This is a genomic window from Pseudomonas mosselii (assembly GCF_019823065.1).
In the GTDB taxonomy this organism is placed as follows: Bacteria; Pseudomonadota; Gammaproteobacteria; order Pseudomonadales; family Pseudomonadaceae; genus Aquipseudomonas; species Aquipseudomonas mosselii.
Map to the genome: position 1 here is coordinate 2,431,726 of NZ_CP081966.1, position 16,605 is coordinate 2,448,330.

Annotated in this window: 14 protein-coding genes; 10 read left to right on the forward strand and 4 right to left on the reverse strand. The window is 66.5% G+C overall.

What is annotated here, in order from left to right; translation table 11 throughout:
* Positions 1 to 20: 20 nt before the first annotated feature.
* The 6 genes from gspK to gspF are packed head-to-tail and all read left to right on the forward strand — an operon-like array spanning position 21 to position 7,349.
* Complete coding sequence (gspK, locus tag K5H97_RS11255; protein ID WP_051555711.1) at positions 21 to 941, forward strand: type II secretion system minor pseudopilin GspK; 921 nt, start codon at positions 21 to 23, stop codon at positions 939 to 941.
* Positions 938 to 1,849, forward strand: a complete 912-nt coding sequence (locus K5H97_RS11260; protein ID WP_145978847.1) for a GspL/Epsl periplasmic domain-containing protein — start codon at positions 938 to 940, stop codon at positions 1,847 to 1,849. The genes gspK and K5H97_RS11260 overlap by 4 nt, the downstream gene beginning before the upstream one ends.
* Positions 1,839 to 2,360 (forward strand): type II secretion system protein GspM, encoded by a 522-nt coding sequence (gene gspM / locus K5H97_RS11265; RefSeq protein ID WP_028691671.1) that lies wholly within the window; start codon positions 1,839 to 1,841, stop codon positions 2,358 to 2,360. The genes K5H97_RS11260 and gspM overlap by 11 nt, the downstream gene beginning before the upstream one ends.
* Complete coding sequence (gene gspD, locus K5H97_RS11270) at positions 2,357 to 4,726, forward strand: type II secretion system secretin GspD (protein WP_028691670.1); 2,370 nt, start codon at positions 2,357 to 2,359, stop codon at positions 4,724 to 4,726. The genes gspM and gspD overlap by 4 nt, the downstream gene beginning before the upstream one ends.
* On the forward strand, positions 4,723 to 6,144 hold the full coding sequence (gspE, locus tag K5H97_RS11275; protein ID WP_028691669.1) for a type II secretion system ATPase GspE: 1,422 nt from the start codon (positions 4,723 to 4,725) through the stop codon (positions 6,142 to 6,144). Before gspD ends, gspE begins: the two co-directional genes overlap by 4 nt.
* A complete protein-coding gene (gspF, locus tag K5H97_RS11280; RefSeq protein ID WP_028691668.1) occupies positions 6,144 to 7,349 on the forward strand; it encodes a type II secretion system inner membrane protein GspF in 1,206 nt (401 codons plus the stop codon). Before gspE ends, gspF begins: the two co-directional genes overlap by 1 nt.
* Here gspF and K5H97_RS11285 read toward each other — a convergent pair.
* Positions 7,330 to 8,256, reverse strand: coding sequence for a LysR family transcriptional regulator (locus K5H97_RS11285; RefSeq protein WP_028691667.1), 927 nt, complete (start codon positions 8,254 to 8,256; stop codon positions 7,330 to 7,332). The two genes, gspF and K5H97_RS11285, sit on opposite strands and share 20 nt — an antisense overlap.
* Positions 8,257 to 8,343: 87 nt before the next feature.
* Between K5H97_RS11285 and K5H97_RS11290 the strand changes: the two genes are divergently transcribed.
* Together K5H97_RS11290 and K5H97_RS11295 are read left to right on the forward strand one after the other, a co-directional pair.
* Positions 8,344 to 8,649 (forward strand): putative quinol monooxygenase, encoded by a 306-nt coding sequence (locus tag K5H97_RS11290; RefSeq protein ID WP_028691666.1) that lies wholly within the window; start codon positions 8,344 to 8,346, stop codon positions 8,647 to 8,649.
* 14 nt (positions 8,650 to 8,663) lie between these two features.
* The gene (locus tag K5H97_RS11295) at positions 8,664 to 9,509 is read left to right on the forward strand and encodes a type 1 glutamine amidotransferase domain-containing protein (protein ID WP_028691665.1); all 846 of its coding nucleotides are present in this window, start codon (positions 8,664 to 8,666) and stop codon (positions 9,507 to 9,509) included.
* A gap of 110 nt (positions 9,510 to 9,619) precedes the next feature.
* On the opposite strand, the gene K5H97_RS11300 is transcribed toward K5H97_RS11295, so the two are convergent.
* The gene (locus K5H97_RS11300; protein WP_028691664.1) at positions 9,620 to 10,108 is read right to left on the reverse strand and encodes a signal peptidase II; all 489 of its coding nucleotides are present in this window, start codon (positions 10,106 to 10,108) and stop codon (positions 9,620 to 9,622) included.
* Between the two features lie 193 nt (positions 10,109 to 10,301).
* On the opposite strand from K5H97_RS11300, the gene K5H97_RS11305 reads away from it, so the two are divergent.
* Positions 10,302 to 11,348, forward strand: coding sequence for a class I SAM-dependent methyltransferase (locus tag K5H97_RS11305; RefSeq protein WP_028691663.1), 1,047 nt, complete (start codon positions 10,302 to 10,304; stop codon positions 11,346 to 11,348).
* 99 nt (positions 11,349 to 11,447) lie between these two features.
* On the opposite strand, the gene K5H97_RS11310 is transcribed toward K5H97_RS11305, so the two are convergent.
* A complete protein-coding gene (locus K5H97_RS11310) occupies positions 11,448 to 12,692 on the reverse strand; it encodes a saccharopine dehydrogenase family protein (RefSeq protein WP_028691662.1) in 1,245 nt (414 codons plus the stop codon).
* A 30-nt stretch (positions 12,693 to 12,722) separates the two neighbouring features.
* On the reverse strand, positions 12,723 to 13,820 hold the full coding sequence (gene nspC, locus K5H97_RS11315) for a carboxynorspermidine decarboxylase (protein ID WP_028691661.1): 1,098 nt from the start codon (positions 13,818 to 13,820) through the stop codon (positions 12,723 to 12,725).
* Between the two features lie 503 nt (positions 13,821 to 14,323).
* Here nspC and katG point away from each other — a divergent pair.
* On the forward strand, positions 14,324 to 16,570 hold the full coding sequence (katG, locus tag K5H97_RS11320) for a catalase/peroxidase HPI (protein ID WP_028691660.1): 2,247 nt from the start codon (positions 14,324 to 14,326) through the stop codon (positions 16,568 to 16,570).
* Positions 16,571 to 16,605: the final 35 nt, after the last annotated feature.

Genomic DNA, 16,605 nt, shown 5'->3' on the forward strand with positions numbered 1-16,605 from the left:
CCATGGCGCGCCAGGAGGGCATGGCCGTGATCAGTGCGTTGCTGATCGCCGCAGTGGTGGCGGTGATCGCCGCCGGCATGATCGAGCGTCAGGGCTTGCTGACCCGTCAGATGGAGAACCACCAACTGGCATTGCAGGGCCAGTGGGCCCTGGAAGGCGGCCTGCAGTTCAGCCGCCAGGTGCTGTTCGCACAGCGCTTGCGCGATCCGCTGGTGCGTGGCGGTCAGCCCTGGGCTCAGCCGATGCGCGACGTGCCGTCCGGCAGCGTGCGCTTCGACGGGCAACTGGAGGACGAGCAGGGCAAGTTCAACCTGCGCAACCTGATGGTTGATGGCCAGGTGGACGCCGAGGCGTTGGCGACCTTCAAGCGTCTGTGCGCGCTGATCGGGATCAATGAGCGCCTGGCCACGGCCATCGCCGGACAGGTGATCGACAGCTACCCACAGCGCCCGCTGGCCGCTCTCGGCAAACTGGACAGCGGCCGGGCGACTTCACCGGGTGGTGCCGTCGAAGCGTTGCCGGCCAGGCGCCCGATGCTGCGCAGCGTCGAGGGCCTGGCCGGGCTCAAGGGCATGGATGGCCAAGCCCTGGAGCGCTTGCGCCGTTTCGTCACGGTGCTGCCGGCGCTGACCTGGGTCAATGGCAACACCGCCAGCGCCGAAGTGCTGGCCGCCCAGGTGCCGGGCCTGTCGCTGCAGCAGGCCGCGGCGTTGGTGGCTGAGCGCGATGGCGGGCGCTGGTTCATCAATCGCGGCGATTTCGTCAATCGCCTGCGCATGCCATCCCTGGCCATGGCCAATGTGCGGGTGGGGATCAACAGCGACTGGTTCCGCCTGCGCGGCCTGGTGCGCCTGGGCAATCGCGAGCTTGCCCTGCAGGCGCTGCTGCGCCAGCGCGAGGGGCAGTTGCCGGATGTCATCTGGCGGCGGGTGGGCGCATGAATACGGTCATGGACGTGTGGCTGGCACCGCTGGCCGAACTGGACGAGGCGTCGCTGCTGGAGTATCGCCTGGCCGATCGGTGTGGCCAGGCGAACCGCGGGCAACTGCTTCGGCAGGCCAAGGGTGCGCCCTGGCGTCTGCACCTGCACGAGCAGGATAGCCTGGCCTTGGACATCGCCATGCCGCCTCTGACCGGCAAGCGTCTGACGGCGGCGGTGGGTTGTGCGGTGCAGGGGCTGGTGCTGGGGGATGCCGGGCAGGTCCATGTCGCCCACGGGCCGCGCCGGGTCGATGGGCAGGTCGCGGTGGCCTGGCTCGGCTTGGCGGAACTGGCGCGGCTGCAGGCGTGGCTGCAGATCGGTGGGATCAAGGTAGCCGGGTTGCACGCCTGTCAGGACGCTGCACCGTCAGTGGTGGATCTTTCCGGCGGGTTGACCGGGCCGGCGAAGCCGATGGCCTGGGGGCGCACGCTGGGCATCTGGGTTGCGGCGACGCTGGCCTGGTGCCTGGGCCTCAATCTTTACGCGGCTCAATTGGCCAGTGAAGGTGACGCGTTGCGTAGCCACATGGTTGCGCAGGTGCGCCTGGCCTTCCCACAGTTGCCGGTGGTGCTCAACCCGCTGCAGCAGGCACGCCAGCAACTTCACGGCGGCACGGCGGTCGGGTTGGCGGCATTGCTGGACGGTGCCGGGCAGGTCATGCCGTTCCTGGTCGGCAATGTCGAGGCCATGGATTACCAGGATGGTCAGTTGCGTATCACCGCCCTGGCCGACGGCGGCAAGGTCCCGGCGGGCAGCGCCTGGCAGGCCGATCTTGCCGCCCGTGGCATTGACGCACAGACCAGCGGGCAAGGCTGGACCCTGCGCGCGGCCAAGCCATCCGGCGAGGAACTGGCCCATGTCGATTAAAGCGCGCCTGGCTACCGTCCGCGCGCAGGGGCGGCAACGCTGGCAGGCCCTGGCCGTGCGGGAGCGCCGGGCCGTCGCCCTGGGCGGTGGGCTGCTCGGCGTGTTGTTTTGCTGGCAGGTGCTGGTCCAGCCGGCCTTGGCCAAGATCGACCACTGGCAAGCCGAGACACCCAAGCTGCGCGGCCAGGCCCAGGCGCTCGCTGCGCTGCTCGGCGAGCGCCTGGCGCAGCGCCCCGCAGACACCGCCCTGGCATTGCGGCAAAGCCTGGAACAGGCCGGCCTGCTGGCACAGACACAGCTCGACGCCGAGGGCGATGCCTGGCGCCTGAGCTGGCAGCGGGCCCCGGCCGAAGCGGCGATGGCCTGGCTGCAGGGCGTGCCGCCGCGGCTGGGGCTGGACATCGGCCAACTGGCGCTACGTCGCGACCCGGCTGCCGAGCCGGGCAGCCCGGCGACCTTCTCCGGAACCCTTCGCATGGATCAGGCGCATGGCGCTAAGGACCCTTCATGACGTGCCTCCGTTCACCGCGACTGCCGTTCGCGCCCTTGCTCCTGGCCCTGGCGCTCAGCGCCTGCGCCAGCGCGCCGAGCGCGCAACGCCCCCTGGCCAGCAGCGAGCTGGGCCGCCCGCTGGCCGAGGCCGGCGCTTCGACGGGCGTGCTGGATCATCGTGCGCAGCCCGGGCCACAGACCCGCTCGGCAACGCGCCAACCCGCTCCTCGGGTCGGCCAGCGCCACAGCCGCGCCGTGGCGGCGCCGGTTCCGGGCAATCCGCTGGGTGACCAGCCAGTGCAGTTGAACTTCGTCGATGCCGATATCCAGGCGGTGGTGCGCGGCCTGTCCCGCGCCACCGGCCGGCAGTTCCTGGTCGATCCGCGAGTCAAAGGGCAACTGACCTTGGTGTCAGAGGGTGAGGTACCCGCCAGCAAGGCCTACGGCATGCTGTTGTCGGCCCTGCGCATGCAGGGCTTCAGCGTGGTCGACGTCGGCGGCGTGGCCCAGGTGGTGCCCCAGGCCGACGCCAAGCTGCTCGGCGGCGCGCTGGTGACCGGGGACCGTGATGCCGGCAACGGCATGGTCACCCGCACCTTCCGCCTGCAGTACGAGAACGCCGTCAACCTGATCCCGGTGCTGCGCCCGATCGTCTCGCCCGACAACCCGATCAACGCTTACCCCGGCAACAACACTCTTGTCGTCACCGACTACGCCGAGAACCTCGAACGGGTGGCGCAGATCCTCGACCGGGTCGACATTCCCACGGCCATCGACACCGACGTGGTGGCGGTCAACAACGGCATCGCCAGCGACATCGCCGGCATGGTCAACGAACTGCTCGACAGCCAGGGCAACGACCCGACCCAGAAGATCAGCGTGCTGGGCGACCCGCGTTCGAACAGCGTGGTGATCCGCTCCGGTAGCCCCGAGCGCACCCAGCTGGCCCGTGACCTGATCTACAAGCTCGACAACGCCCAGAACAGCGCCGGCAACCTGCACGTGGTGTACCTGCGCAATGCCCAGGCCGACAAGCTGGCGCAGAGCCTGCGCGGGCTGCTGACCGGCGAGAGCGACACTGCCGGCAACGACGCCACGCGCGCGCTGCTCAGCGGCGGCGGCATGCTCACCGGCGGCAGTGGCAACGGCACCAGCGGCAATGGCGGCAGCGCGCAGGGCAACAGTGCCAACAACAACGCCAATGCCAGCCGCAGCAGCAACCAGAGCGCCGGTACTACACCGAATGGCTATGGCAGCAGCACCCAGCAGAACGACCAGGGGCTCGCGTTCTCCGCCGGCGGCGCGACCATCCAGGCCGACAAAACCACCAACACCCTGCTGATCTCCGCGCCCGAGCCGCTGTACCGCAGCCTGCGCGAGGTCATCGACCAGCTCGACCAGCGCCGCGCCCAGGTGGTGGTGGAAAGCCTGATCGTCGAGGTCGGCGAGGACGACGCCAACGAGTTCGGCATCCAGTGGCAGGCCGGCAACCTCGGCAAGAATGGCGTGTTTGGCGGCGCCAACCTCGGTGGCAGCGGCCTGGTCAAAGGACCCAGCAGCATCGACGTGCTGCCCAAGGGGCTGTCGGTAGGGGTGGTCGACGGTACGGTGAAGATCCCGGGCATCGGCGAGGTACTCGACCTCAAGGTGCTGGCCCGGGCGCTGAAAAGCAAAGGTGGCAGCAACGTGCTGTCGACACCCAACCTGCTGACCCTGGACAACGAGGCGGCGAGCATCTTCGTCGGCCAGACCATCCCCTTCGTCAGCGGCCAGTACGTCACCGACGGTGGCGGTAACAGCAACAACCCGTTCCAGACGATCCAGCGCGAGGAGGTGGGGCTGCGGCTGAACGTGCGTCCGCAGATCTCCGAGGGCGGCACGGTCAAGCTGGACGTCTACCAGGAGGTCAGCAGCGTCGACCAGCGCGCCTCCAGCGCGGCCGGCACGGTGACCAACAAGCGCGCCATCGACACCAGCATTCTGCTCGACGATGGCCAGATCATGGTCCTGGGCGGCCTGCTGCAGGACGGCTACACCCAGACCAACGAGGGCATTCCATGGCTGTCCGGGCTGCCGGGGGTCGGTGCGTTATTTCGCAGCGAGCGCCGCGCCAGCAGCAAGACCAACCTGATGGTGTTCCTGCGTCCGTACATCGTGCGCGATGCGGCGGTCGGGCGCAGCATCACCCTCAATCGCTACGACTTCATCCGCCGCGCCCAGGGCAGCCTCAAGCCCGAGCACTCCTGGGCCTTGCCGGACATGGACATGCCGCTGCTGCCGCCGGTGGGGCAGGGCGTGCCCGAGCAAGGGCGAGTCCATCCGGCGGCGCTGCGCGCACCGCGGGCCGCGATCCGCGCGGTGCCGGTGGACGAGGTGGCGCGATGAGCCGCCTGCCATACGCCTGGGCCAAGGCCCAGCGCCTGGTGCTGCGGGTGGACGGTGAGGACGGGTCGGTGCTGTCGCGCTGCCCGTCGAGCCCGGCCTGGGCAGTGGCTGAGGTGCGCAGACGCCATGGCCCGGCGCGGCTCGAGGCGCTCGCCGATGCGCAGATGGATGCGCTGCTGGCCAGCGCCTACGCCGACACCGGCAGCGCGGCGGCGGTGGTGGGGGCTGCGGAGAACGAAGTGGACCTGGACCGCCTGCTGCAGGACATCCCGGAAGTCACCGACCTGCTCGAGGCCCAGGACGATGCGCCGGTGATCCGCATGATCAACGCCTTGCTCACCCAGGCCGCGCGCGACCAGGCCAGCGACATTCATATCGAGCCGTTCGAAAGCCACTGCCTGGTGCGCTATAGGGTCGACGGCACCCTGCGCGACGTGGTCTCGCCGCGCAAGGCGCTGCACGGCGCGCTGGTGTCGCGGATCAAGATCATGGCGCAGCTGGATATCGCCGAGAAGCGCCTGCCCCAGGACGGGCGCATCGCCTTGCGCGTGGCCGGGCGACCGATCGATATCCGTGTGTCCACCGTGCCCACCGGCCATGGCGAGCGGGTGGTGATGCGCCTGCTCGACAAGCAGGCCGGACGTCTGCGCCTGGAGGCGCTGGGCATGGACGCAGGCATCCTGGCGCGGCTCGACCAGCTGATTCGCCAGCCCCACGGCATCGTGCTGGTCACCGGCCCCACCGGTTCGGGCAAGACCACCAGCCTGTACGCCGCCCTGGCGCGGCTGGACGCCAGCGTCAGCAACATCCTCACCGTGGAGGATCCGGTGGAGTATGACTTGCCGGGCATCAGCCAGATCCAGGTCAACGCGCGTATCGACATGAGCTTCGCCGTGGCCTTGCGCGCCATCCTGCGCCAGGACCCGGACGTGATCATGATCGGCGAGATCCGCGACCTGGAGACCGCGCAGATCGCCGTGCAGGCCTCGCTGACCGGGCACCTGGTGCTGGCCACCCTGCACACCAACGACGCGGTGTCGGCGGTCAACCGCCTGGTCGACATGGGCGTCGAGCCGTTCCTGCTGGCCTCGGCGCTGCTTGGGGTGCTGGCCCAGCGCCTGGTACGCCGATTGTGTCCGCACTGCCGCGAGCCCGACCCGGCCACGCCCGGGCAATACCGCGCGGTGGGTTGCGCGCACTGCAACCACTGCGGCTACAGCGGCCGCACCGGCATCCACGAGTTGTTCTGCGTGGACGACGAGGTCCGTGGCCTGGTGCACCAGGGCGCGGATGAACAGGCCCTGCGCGTCGCCGCCCGGCGCAACGGTATGCGCAGCATGCGCGAGGATGGCCAACGCTGGGTCGACAGCGGCAGCACCTGCCTGGAAGAGATCCTGCGCGTGACACGGGACACCTGATGAACCGCTATCGCTATGAAGCCGCCGATGCCCAGGGCCGCGTGGTCAAGGGCCTGCTCGAAGCCGACAGTCCGGGGGCGGCGATGGCCCAGCTGCGCGCCCTGGGCCTGACCACCCTGGAGGTCGAAGTCCAGGACGTGGCCGGGCAGGGCAGTGGTCTGTTCGGCGTGAAGCTGTCCGACGGCGACCTGGCCTGGGCCACGCGTCAGTTGGCCAGTCTGCTGGCCGCCGGTCTGCCGCTGGAAGCGGCGCTGGGGGCGACCCTGGAGCAGGCCGAGCGCAAGCATGTGGCCCAACTGCTGGGCGCGGTGCGCGGGGATGTGCGCAGCGGCATGCGCTTGGCCGATGCCCTGGCCAACCGGCCGCGGGATTTCCCTGAAATCTACCGGGCGCTGGTGGCGGCGGGCGAGGAGTCTGGCGACCTGGCCCAGGTGATGGAGCGTCTGGCCGACTACATCGAAGACCGCAACACCCTGCGCGGCAAGATCCTCACGGCATTCATCTACCCCGGCGTGGTGGGGCTGGTGTCGGTGGGTATCGTCATCTTCCTGCTCAGCTATGTGGTACCGCAGGTGGTCAGTGCCTTCACCCAGGCGCGCCAGGACTTGCCCGGGCTGACCCTGGCCATGCTCGCTGCCAGTGACTTCGTGCGCGAATGGGGTGTGCTGTGCTTCGCCCTGATGGCCGGAGCGTTCTGGGGCTGGCGGGTCTATCTGCGCGCCCCGGCGGCACGCCTGGCGTGGCATGGGTGCGTCCTGCGGTTGCCGTTGCTCGGGCGTTTCGTGCTGGGCCTGAACACGGCGCGTTTCGCCGCCACGCTGGCGATCCTCGGCAGCGCTGGCGTGCCCTTGCTGCGGGCACTGGAGGCGGCGCGCCAGACCCTGGGCAACGAACGCCTCGACCAGTGCGTCAACGAGGCCACGGCGCGGGTGCGCGAGGGCGCCGGGCTGGCCTCGGCGCTGGCGGTGGAGAAGGTCTTTCCACCGCTGCTCATCCACCTGATCGCCAGTGGCGAGAAGACCGGCAACCTGCCGCCGATGCTCGACCGCGCCGCCGACAGCCTGGCCAAGGACATCGAGCGCCGCGCCATGGGCATGACCGCGCTGCTCGAACCGTTGATGATCGTGGTCATGGGCGCGGTGGTGCTGCTGATCGTCATGGCGGTGCTGATGCCGATCATCGAGATCAACCAGCTGGTGCAATGACCCGTTGCGCCACTTCCCACACCTGCTGGCGGAACCATCGGCGCATGGGATCGGCGTGGGTGCGCGCGTGCCAGATCTGCATCACCTCGACGTGCGGCAGCACCAGGGGCAGGGCATGCAGGCGCAGGCCGGGGTCGCGCTCGACTGCTTCCATGGCCAGCGAGCGCAGGCACGTCAGCAGCAGGTCGGTGCCGCGCACCAGGCGCGTGGGGGCGATGAAGCTGGACAGTCCGGCCACCACCCGGCGTTGCCGGCCGAGAGCCCGCAGGGCCTGGTCGACCCGGCCGTCGAGATCGCCGGTCAAGGTCGTCAATAGGTGGTCGCAGGCCACGAATGCCTCCAGGGTCAGGCCGTCGACCAACCTCGGGTTGTCGGCGGCGGCCAGCACCGCGAAGTCCTCGCAGAGCAGCCGCTGCTGGTGGAATGTGTCTGGCAGGTCGCTGTAGAAGCCGGCGATTGCAAGGTCGCAGGTGCCTTTCTCCAGCGCCTCGCGGGGCAGGTCGCCACGGGTGTTGTGGGTGACCAGGGTCAGGTTCGGCGCCTGGTCGCGAAGAATCGGCAGCAGCCCGGGCAGCAAGGTCTGCTCCAGGTAGTCGGTGCTGTACAGGTGCAACTGGACCGGGCGTTCAAGGAAGTGCTCGCCGTCGCAGCGGCTGAAGAAGTCCTGCAGGTGCCCGATCAACTGCTGCACCTGCGGCGCCAGCTCGTGGGCCCTGGGGGTGGGCGTGAGGCCGCGTGGCGCGCGCACGAACAGCGGGTCGCCGAACTGGTGGCGCAGCTTGTTGAGCTTATGGCTCAGGGCCGGCTGGCTGAGCGCCAGGCGTTGCGCGGCACGGGAGGCGCTGCGCTCTTCGTAGAGCACCTGGAACAGGTGCAGCAGGTTGAGGTCCTTGTTACCGATATTCATGAATTGAATCGCAGGAATAAGTGCTTTCGAATTATCGAATCATAGCGTGCTGGTTAGGATGGGCCCAACCTGTTGAGGGAGTCGCCCATGACCATCGCCATTTTCGCCGCCATCCAGCCCCTTCCCGAATACCGTGACGCCACCGAGCAGGCCCTGCGCCGGATGGTCGAGCAGACCCGCGCCGAGCCCGGCAACCTGCGCTACGACCTGTTCGTGCGCGAGGGGGGGACGCTGGCGTTCGATCTGTTCGAGCTGTACGTCGACGAGGCCGCCGTCGAGGCCCATCGCCACAGCCCCCATTACCAGGCCTACCGCGCCGCCACCGCCGATTGGCTGGCCGCACCGACACAAGTGCAGCTTGCCCGCCCGCTGGATATCGCGCCATTCAACTGAATCAGGAATCGACCATGAACAAGATTGCTCCCGTTGCGCTGGCGCTGGCCGGCGCATTGCTGACTGGCCACGCCGCCGCTGCCGCGAAGGGCGAAGTGCTGGTGTTGTTGTCCAGCGAGAACCAGTTACCGCTCAAGGACGGCAAGCCGTACCCCACCGGTTATTACCTCAACGAGTTCGGCGTGCCCGCCGACCGCTTGCTAAAGGCCGGCTACAAGCTGGTGCTGGTGACGCCCAGGGGCAATGCGCCGAGTGTTGACGAGCGCTCGATCGACCCGATGTACTTCGGCGGCGATGCCGGCGAGATGCAGCGAATCCGCCAGGTGGTCGAAAGCCTGCCGGACATTCGCGACACGCTGTCGTTGAAGGAGGTGCTGGCGGGCGATCTGGATCGTTACGCGGGGATCTTCATCCCAGGTGGCCATGCGCCGCTGATCGACCTGGCCAATAACCCTGACGTCGGCACCTTGCTGCGCCATTTCCACCAGGCCGGCAAGCCCACCGCCGCCATCTGCCACGGCCCGATCACGCTGCTGTCGGCGCAGCAGGATCCGGTCGCCTACCACGCCGCGCTCGCCCGTGGCGAAACCCCAGCGGCCAGCGACTGGAGGTACCAGGGCTATCGCATGACCATTTTTTCTGACCCTGAGGAGCAGATGTTCGAAGGCTCGCTCAAGGAACAGCGTCTGCAGTTCTATCCCGCCAAGGCCATGGCCGGCGCAGGAGGCGACATGAGCTACGCCGAGGCCTGGCAGCCCCATGTGGTGGTCGATCGCGAGCTGATCACCGGGCAGAACCCGTTCTCCGACAAGGCGTTGGCCGATGCGCTGCTGGAGCGGTTGGAGGCTGCTGGGCAATAGCGATTCGGGTGCTTGGCGAAACAGGTAAAGCGCCTATGAGACCGGGCGCCGCCCACGCGGCGCTCGATCCTGAGAGCGCTGCAAGGGGCGCGGTGGGCACTTGGTAGCTTTCACGCGATGGCCGGTTTCTTCATCGCCCCCAATCCCAGCACCAGCGCCCCCGCCATGATGGCGATGTCGGCAAGGTTGAACACGCCGGTATGCAGCGGGCCGAGGTTAAGCACGAGGTAGTCGACCACATGGCCGTCGCGCAGCACCCGGTCGATCAGGTTGGCCAGGCCGCCCATGGCGATGAAGTAGGCCGCGCCGGCCTTCACCGGGGTCGCTTGCCAGTGCCTGAACGCCCAGGTCACGGCCCAGCAGCATGCCACGCCTACCGCGGCCACGAAGATCAGTTGCTTGAGGCCCGGCGACAAGCTGGCGCCGAGGCTGAGGAACGCGCCAGGGTTCATGCTCAGGGCCAGGTCGAGCCAGACGATCTGGTTGCCGAACACATAGCTGTGGTTGTTCAGGGCGACCAGGGCGATCAGTTTGACCCACTGGTCGAGCATGATGAAGGCGACGCCGAGGATCAGGACGAGGGTACGGCTGGAGAGCATGCAGGCAATTCCTTCGCTGCGCGGGTGCGGCCGTCCGGTATTGGCGGGGCTGCCGGCAGCGCGGCGAAGATAGCGCAGGCGGGTCTAGACTTAAAGTCTGGACCGGCTTCAAAGCGGTTCGATCATCCATCCGACCACCGCCTCTGGACCTGACGTCGCCGACGGTGGCCTTCTGGCAAGAGGAGGGCAGGTCATGGACGAGGCACGGCTTCAGGAATTCATGGGCAAGCTGGTGGGTGACATGGGCGCGGCAGCGACGCTAGCCAATGTCATTCTCGGGGATGAGCTCGGGCTTTATCGGGCCATGGCTGACAGCCAGCCGGTCACGCCCGAGGCGTTGGCCGAACGGACCGGCTGTCAGCTACGACTTGTGCGTGAGTGGCTCAATGGCCAGGCGGCGGCGGGCTATCTGGTGCATCGTGATGGACAGTTCACCCTGCCCGAGGAGCAGGCCATGGCACTGGCCCTGGAAGACTCCCCGGTCTACATGGCCGGCGGCGCCTCGGTGCTGGCGGCGCTGTTCCATGACAAGGACAAGTTGGTCGCGGCCATGCGCGGCAACGGCGCACTCGCCTGGGGCGATCATCATCCCTGCATGTTCAGTGGTACCGAGCGGTTCTTCAGGCCGGGTTATCGGACTTTCCTCGTCGCCGACTGGCTACCGGCACTGGAGGGTGTGGTGGCCAAGCTGCAGGCCGGTGCCCGAGTGGCCGATGTCGGCTGTGGCCATGGCGCCTCGACCATCGTCATGGCCGAGGCGTTTCCGGCCTCGCGCTTTACCGGCTACGACTACCATGCGCCGTCGGTGCTCACCGCCACCGAGCGGGCCCGCGACGCAGGCGTGGCCGAGCGGGTCATCTTCCAGCAGGCTTCGGCCAAGGACTATCCCGTTCGCGACCTGGACCTGGTGTGCTTCTTCGACTGCCTGCACGACATGGGTGACCCGGTGGGGGCGGCTCGGCATGCTTACCGGGCGCTCAAGGACGACGGCACGGTGATGCTGGTGGAACCGTTCGCCGAGGATACGCTGGATGCCAACATCAATCCGGTCGGCAGGCTGTTCTATGCGGCGTCCACCTTCATCTGCACACCGAATTCGCTGTCGCAGGAGGTGGGGCTGGGATTGGGGGCGCAGGCCGGGGAGGCGCGGTTGCGGGCGGTGTTCGAAGAGGCAGGGTTCAGGCGGTTCCGCAGGGCGACGCAGACGCCGTTCAACTTGATACTGGAGGCCAGGAAGTAGCGATCTGTCAGTGTTGCCCCTATCGCGGGGCAACCCCGCTCCCACAGACAGCTTGCACAAACAGAAGGGGCGCCATCTGGCGCCCCTTCGTCGTGCAGCTTAGGCTTCAGCGTCCCATGGACGATCGCCTTTTTCATCCTTGACGCGGGTCGGCAGGCCCATCACGTCCAGCGCCTTGAGGAACGGCTCGGCCGGCAGTTCCTCGACGTTGACCATGCGCCCGGCGTCCCATTCGCCACGGGCGACCAGCAGTGCGGCGGCCACCGGCGGCACGCCGGCGGTGTAGGAGATGCCTTGGCTGTCGGTCTCGGCGTAGGCTTCTTCGTGGTCGGCCACGTTGTAGATGAACACCTCGCGCGGCTGGCCATCCTTGGTGCCCTTGACCAGATCACCGATGCAGGTCTTGCCGGTGTAGCCCGGGGCCAGCGAGGCTGGATCCGGCAGCACGGCCTTGACCACTTTCAGCGGTACCACTTCCAGGCCTTCGGCGGTCTTGACCGGCTGCTCGGAAAGCAGGCCGAGGTTCTTCAGCACGGTGAACACGTTGATGTAGTGCTCGCCGAAGCTCATCCAGAAGCGCACGTTCGGCACGTTCAGGTTCTTCGAGATCGAGTGCACCTCGTCGTGACCGGTCAGGTACAGGTTCTGCGAACCCACCACTGGCAGGTCGTCGGTACGCTTGACCTCGAACATGGTGTTGCTGGTCCATTGGCTGTTCTGCCAACTCCAGACTTGCCCGGTGAACTCGCGGAAGTTGATTTCCGGGTCGAAGTTGGTGGCGAAGTACTTGCCGTGGGAACCGGCATTGACGTCGAGGATGTCGATCGAATCAATGCGGTCGAAATACTGCTGCTGCGCGAGTTTGGCGTAGCTGTTTACCACACCCGGGTCGAAGCCGACACCGAGAATGGCGGTAATGTTCTTCTGCTGGCATTCCTCGAGGTGCTTCCACTCGTAGTTGCCATACCAGGGCGGGGTTTCGCAGATCTTGCCCGGTTCTTCGTGAATCGCGGTGTCAAGATAAGCGACACCGGTATCGATGCAGGCACGCAGCACCGACATGTTGAGGAAGGCGGAACCAACGTTGATCACGATCTGCGACTCGGTCTCGCGGATCAGTGCCTTGGTCGCCTCGACATCGAGGGCGTTGAGCGAGAAGGCCTGGATGTCGGCGGGTACCTTGAGGCTACCCTTGGCCTTGACGCTGTCGATGATGGCCTGGCATTTGGAGATGTTCCGTGACGCAATCGCAATACGACCCAGTTCGTCGTTATGCTGTGCGCACTTGTGGGCCACCACCTTGGCGACACCTCCTGCACCAATGATAAGAACGTTCTTCTTCAATTCAGCTTTTCTCCTTCGTGAAAGCCTGTCTTACGACAGGCTCGAAACGTAGTCTTCGAACCCGAACTCGCGCACCAGCTCGACGCTGCCGTCGAGCTGCTTGACCGCGATGGATGGCATTTTCAGACCGTTGAACCAGTTTTTCTTGACCATGGTGTAACCGGCGGTGTCGACGAACGACAGGCGGTCACCGATCTGCAGCGGCTTGTCGAACTGATACTCGCCGAAGATATCGCCGGCCAGGCACGACTTGCCGCAGACCATGTAGGTGTGCGCGCCGTCGTTGGGCGCCATCTTGGCGTTGAGGCGATAGATCAGCAGGTCGAGCAGGTGTGCCTCGATCGAGCTGTCGACCACGGCCAGGTGCTTGCCGTTGTACAGGGTGTCGAGCACGGTCACTTCCAGCGAGGCGCTGTTGGTGATGGCCGCTTCGCCCGGCTCCAGGTAGACCTGCACGCCGTACTGTTGCGAGAAGGCTTTCAGGCGTGCGCAGAACGCGTCCAGCGCGTAGTCTTCGCCGGTGAAATGGATGCCGCCGCCGAGGCTGACCCACTGGACCTTGTGCAGCAGGTGGCCAAAGCGTTCCTCGATGTGCGTGAGCATCTTGTCGAACAGGCCGAAGTCGCCGTTCTCGCAGTTGTTGTGGAACATGAAGCCGGAGATCTTCTCGATCACCTTCTCGATTTTCTCAGGGTCCCACTCACCGAGGCGGCTGAACGGGCGCGCCGGGTCGGCCAGCAGGTAGTCGGAACTGCTCACCTGCGGGTTGACGCGCAGGCCGCGCACCTTGCCCTCGGACTGTTCGGCGAAACGCTCAAGCTGGCCGATGGAGTTGAAGATGATCTTGTCGCAGTTCTCGAGCATCTCTTCGACTTCATCGTCGGCCCAGGCCACGCTGTAGGCGTGGGTTTCGCCGGCGAACTTCTGGCGGCCGAGCTTGAGCTCGTACAGCGAGGACGAAGTGGTGCCATCCATGTACTGCTGCATCAGGTCGAACACCGACCAGGTGGCGAAGCACTTGAGGGCGAGCAGGGCCTTGGCCCCGGACTGCTGGCGCACGTAGGCGATCTTTTCCATGTTGCCCAGCAGCTTTTGTTTATCGATGAGGTAGTACGGCGTCTTGATCATTTAAAGGCCCCCGGCCAGGCCGGCCAAAAAAAGGACACGCATTGTGCCTTCACTTGCCGCGGTACGAAAGGGCGCGAGGCGCATTTCGTCCGAGTCGACCACGCACGGCGCTGTTGAAGCGCCATCTGGCCCGTGATTGCGCCGTCCCTGGCGCGGGCTCGGCCGGTATCGCGAGGATTGGCCAAATATGCTTTTTCATCGGGCGGGCCCAGTTGAACAGATCAATGTGACGATCCTGGTCTGCCACGTGATCGTGGCACGGGCAGGGGGCGCCACAGGCTGACAGAGCCAGGCTATCACCCCCTAATAGCGCTTCTATTAGACCTCTGCCCAGGCTCGACTAGTCTTTGTGCGGGTTCCGCGAAAAGCCGGTGCACAGGCGTGCCCGGCCACTACTGATGAGCAGAGGGCGTGCTTGCGGGCGCGCCTGTTCCGAGACCTGGCAGCAAACATACAAGAACGCCTGGAAATCTGAATTGAACCGACCCGAAAGGTAGAAGCAGATGGCGAACGAATCGAAATGCCCGTTCCACCAGACCGCCGGTGGCGGCACCAGCAACCGTGATTGGTGGCCTGACCAGCTCAACCTGAAGATCCTCCACCAGCACTCCAGCAAGTCCGATCCCATGGACCCGGACTTCGACTACGCCAAGGCGTTCAAGAGCCTCGACTTCCAGGCGCTGAAAAAAGACCTGACCGCCTTGATGACCGATTCCCAGGACTGGTGGCCGGCCGACTTCGGCCACTATGGCCCGCTGTTCATCCGCATGGCCTGGCACAGCGCCGGCACCTACCGCATCGGTGACGGCCGTGGCGGCGCAGGCTCCGGCCAGCAGCGCTTCGCCCCGCTCAACAGCTGGCCGGACAACGTCAGCCTGGACAAGGCCCGGCGCCTGCTGTGGCCGATCAAGCAGAAGTACGGCAACAAGATCTCCTGGGCCGACCTGATCGTGCTCACCGGCAACGTCGCTCTCGAATCCATGGGTTTCAAGACCTTCGGCTTCTCCGGTGGTCGCGCCGATGTGTGGGAGCCCGACGAGGACGTGTACTGGGGCTCGGAGAAGGTCTGGCTGGGCGGTGACACCCGCTACGGTAAGGATCAGGTCAAGGCCCAGCCCCCCGGCCAGGGTGACTTGGTGGCCGAGCCTGCCAAGCATGGTGAGGAACAGAACCGTGACCTGTCGGCCGAGCGCAACCTGGAGAACCCGCTGGCCGCCGTGCAGATGGGCCTGATCTACGTGAACCCCGAAGGGCCGGAGGGCAACCCCGACCCGGTCGCCTCGGGCAAGGATATCCGCGAGACCTTCGGCCGCATGGCCATGAATGATGAAGAGACCGTGGCTCTGATTGCCGGCGGTCACGCCTTCGGCAAGACCCATGGCGCGGGCCCCGCCGACAATGTCGGCGCCGAGCCGGAAGCCGCGGGCCTTGAGCAGCAAGGTTTCGGCTGGCACAACAAATTCGGTACCGGCAAGGGCGCCGACACCATCACCAGTGGCCTGGAAGTGATTTGGACCTCGACCCCGACGAAGTGGAGCAACGAGTACCTCAACAACCTGTTCAACTTCGAGTGGGAGCTGACCAAGAGCCCGGCGGGCGCCCATCAGTGGCGACCGAAGGATGGCAAGGGCGCGGGGACCGTGCCGGATGCCCACGACCCCGGCAAGACGCACGCCCCGTCGATGCTCACCTCCGACCTGGCGCTGCGTTTCGACCCCATCTACGAACCCATCGCCCGACGCTTCAAGGACAACCCAGACCAGCTCGCCGACGCTTTCGCCCGCGCCTGGTACAAGCTGATCCACCGCGACATGGGCCCGCTGGCCCGTTACCTCGGGCCGGAAATGCCCAACGAGGAGCTGTTGTGGCAGGACCCGCTGCCCAAATCAGGCCCTCAGCCGAGCGACGCCGATATCGCCGCGCTCAAGGCCAAGGTGCTGGCGTCGGGGCTGAGTGTGTCGGAGTTGGTTTCCGCCGCCTGGGCCTCGGCTTCGACCTTCCGTGGCTCCGACAAGCGCGGTGGTGCCAACGGCGCCCGCTTGCGCCTGGCACCGCAGAACGGCTGGACGGCGAACCAGGGCCTGGACAAGGTGCTGACGGCACTGGAGAAGATCCGCGGCGAGGGCGGCAACAAGATCTCCCTGGCCGACCTGATCGTGCTGGCCGGCAGCGCGGCGGTGGAGAAGGCGGCCAAGGACGCCGGGCACAACATCAGCGTGCCGTTCCATCCGGGGCGTGTGGATGCCTCGCAGGAGCAGACCGATGTCGAGTCGTTCGCCGTGCTCGAGCCGCTTGCCGACGGTTTCCGTAACTTCAGCAAGGCCCGCTACAGCGTCAAGGCCGAGAAGCTGCTGCTGGACAAGGCCCAGTTGCTGACCCTCACCGCACCGGAGCTGACCGTGCTGATCGGCGGCCTGCGGGTGCTCGGTGCCAATCATGGCGGCAGCAAGGACGGCGTGTTCACCGACAGGGTCGGCGTGCTCAGCAACGACTTCTTCCGCAACCTGCTGGACATGGGCGTGGAGTGGAAGCCGACCTCGGCGGACAACGAGGCGTTCGAGGGTCGTGACCGCAAGACCGGCCAAGTGAAATGGACCGCCAGCCGGGTCGACCTGGTGTTCGGCTCCCATGCGCAGCTGCGTGCCTTGAGCGAGGTGTATGGCAGCAGCGATGCCAAGGACAAGTTCGTCAAGGACTTCGTGGCGGCGTGGGTGAAGGTGATGGAGCTGGACCGCTTCGACCTGCCGTGAGGAAAGGCGTGGGGGCGGGGCAACCCCGCTCCCAC

Coding starts and splice junctions, on each gene's coding strand:
- gspK (WP_051555711.1), top strand. CDS start 21: ATGGCCGTGATCAGTGCGTTGCTGATCGCCGCAGTGGTGGCGGTGATC.
- K5H97_RS11260 (WP_145978847.1), top strand. CDS start 938: ATGAATACGGTCATGGACGTGTGGCTGGCACCGCTGGCCGAACTGGAC.
- gspM (WP_028691671.1), top strand. CDS start 1,839: ATGTCGATTAAAGCGCGCCTGGCTACCGTCCGCGCGCAGGGGCGGCAA.
- gspD (WP_028691670.1), top strand. CDS start 2,357: ATGACGTGCCTCCGTTCACCGCGACTGCCGTTCGCGCCCTTGCTCCTG.
- gspE (WP_028691669.1), top strand. CDS start 4,723: ATGAGCCGCCTGCCATACGCCTGGGCCAAGGCCCAGCGCCTGGTGCTG.
- gspF (WP_028691668.1), top strand. CDS start 6,144: ATGAACCGCTATCGCTATGAAGCCGCCGATGCCCAGGGCCGCGTGGTC.
- K5H97_RS11285 (WP_028691667.1), bottom strand. CDS start 8,256: ATGAATATCGGTAACAAGGACCTCAACCTGCTGCACCTGTTCCAGGTG.
- K5H97_RS11290 (WP_028691666.1), top strand. CDS start 8,344: ATGACCATCGCCATTTTCGCCGCCATCCAGCCCCTTCCCGAATACCGT.
- K5H97_RS11295 (WP_028691665.1), top strand. CDS start 8,664: ATGAACAAGATTGCTCCCGTTGCGCTGGCGCTGGCCGGCGCATTGCTG.
- K5H97_RS11300 (WP_028691664.1), bottom strand. CDS start 10,108: ATGCTCTCCAGCCGTACCCTCGTCCTGATCCTCGGCGTCGCCTTCATC.
- K5H97_RS11305 (WP_028691663.1), top strand. CDS start 10,302: ATGGACGAGGCACGGCTTCAGGAATTCATGGGCAAGCTGGTGGGTGAC.
- nspC (WP_028691661.1), bottom strand. CDS start 13,820: ATGATCAAGACGCCGTACTACCTCATCGATAAACAAAAGCTGCTGGGC.
- katG (WP_028691660.1), top strand. CDS start 14,324: ATGGCGAACGAATCGAAATGCCCGTTCCACCAGACCGCCGGTGGCGGC.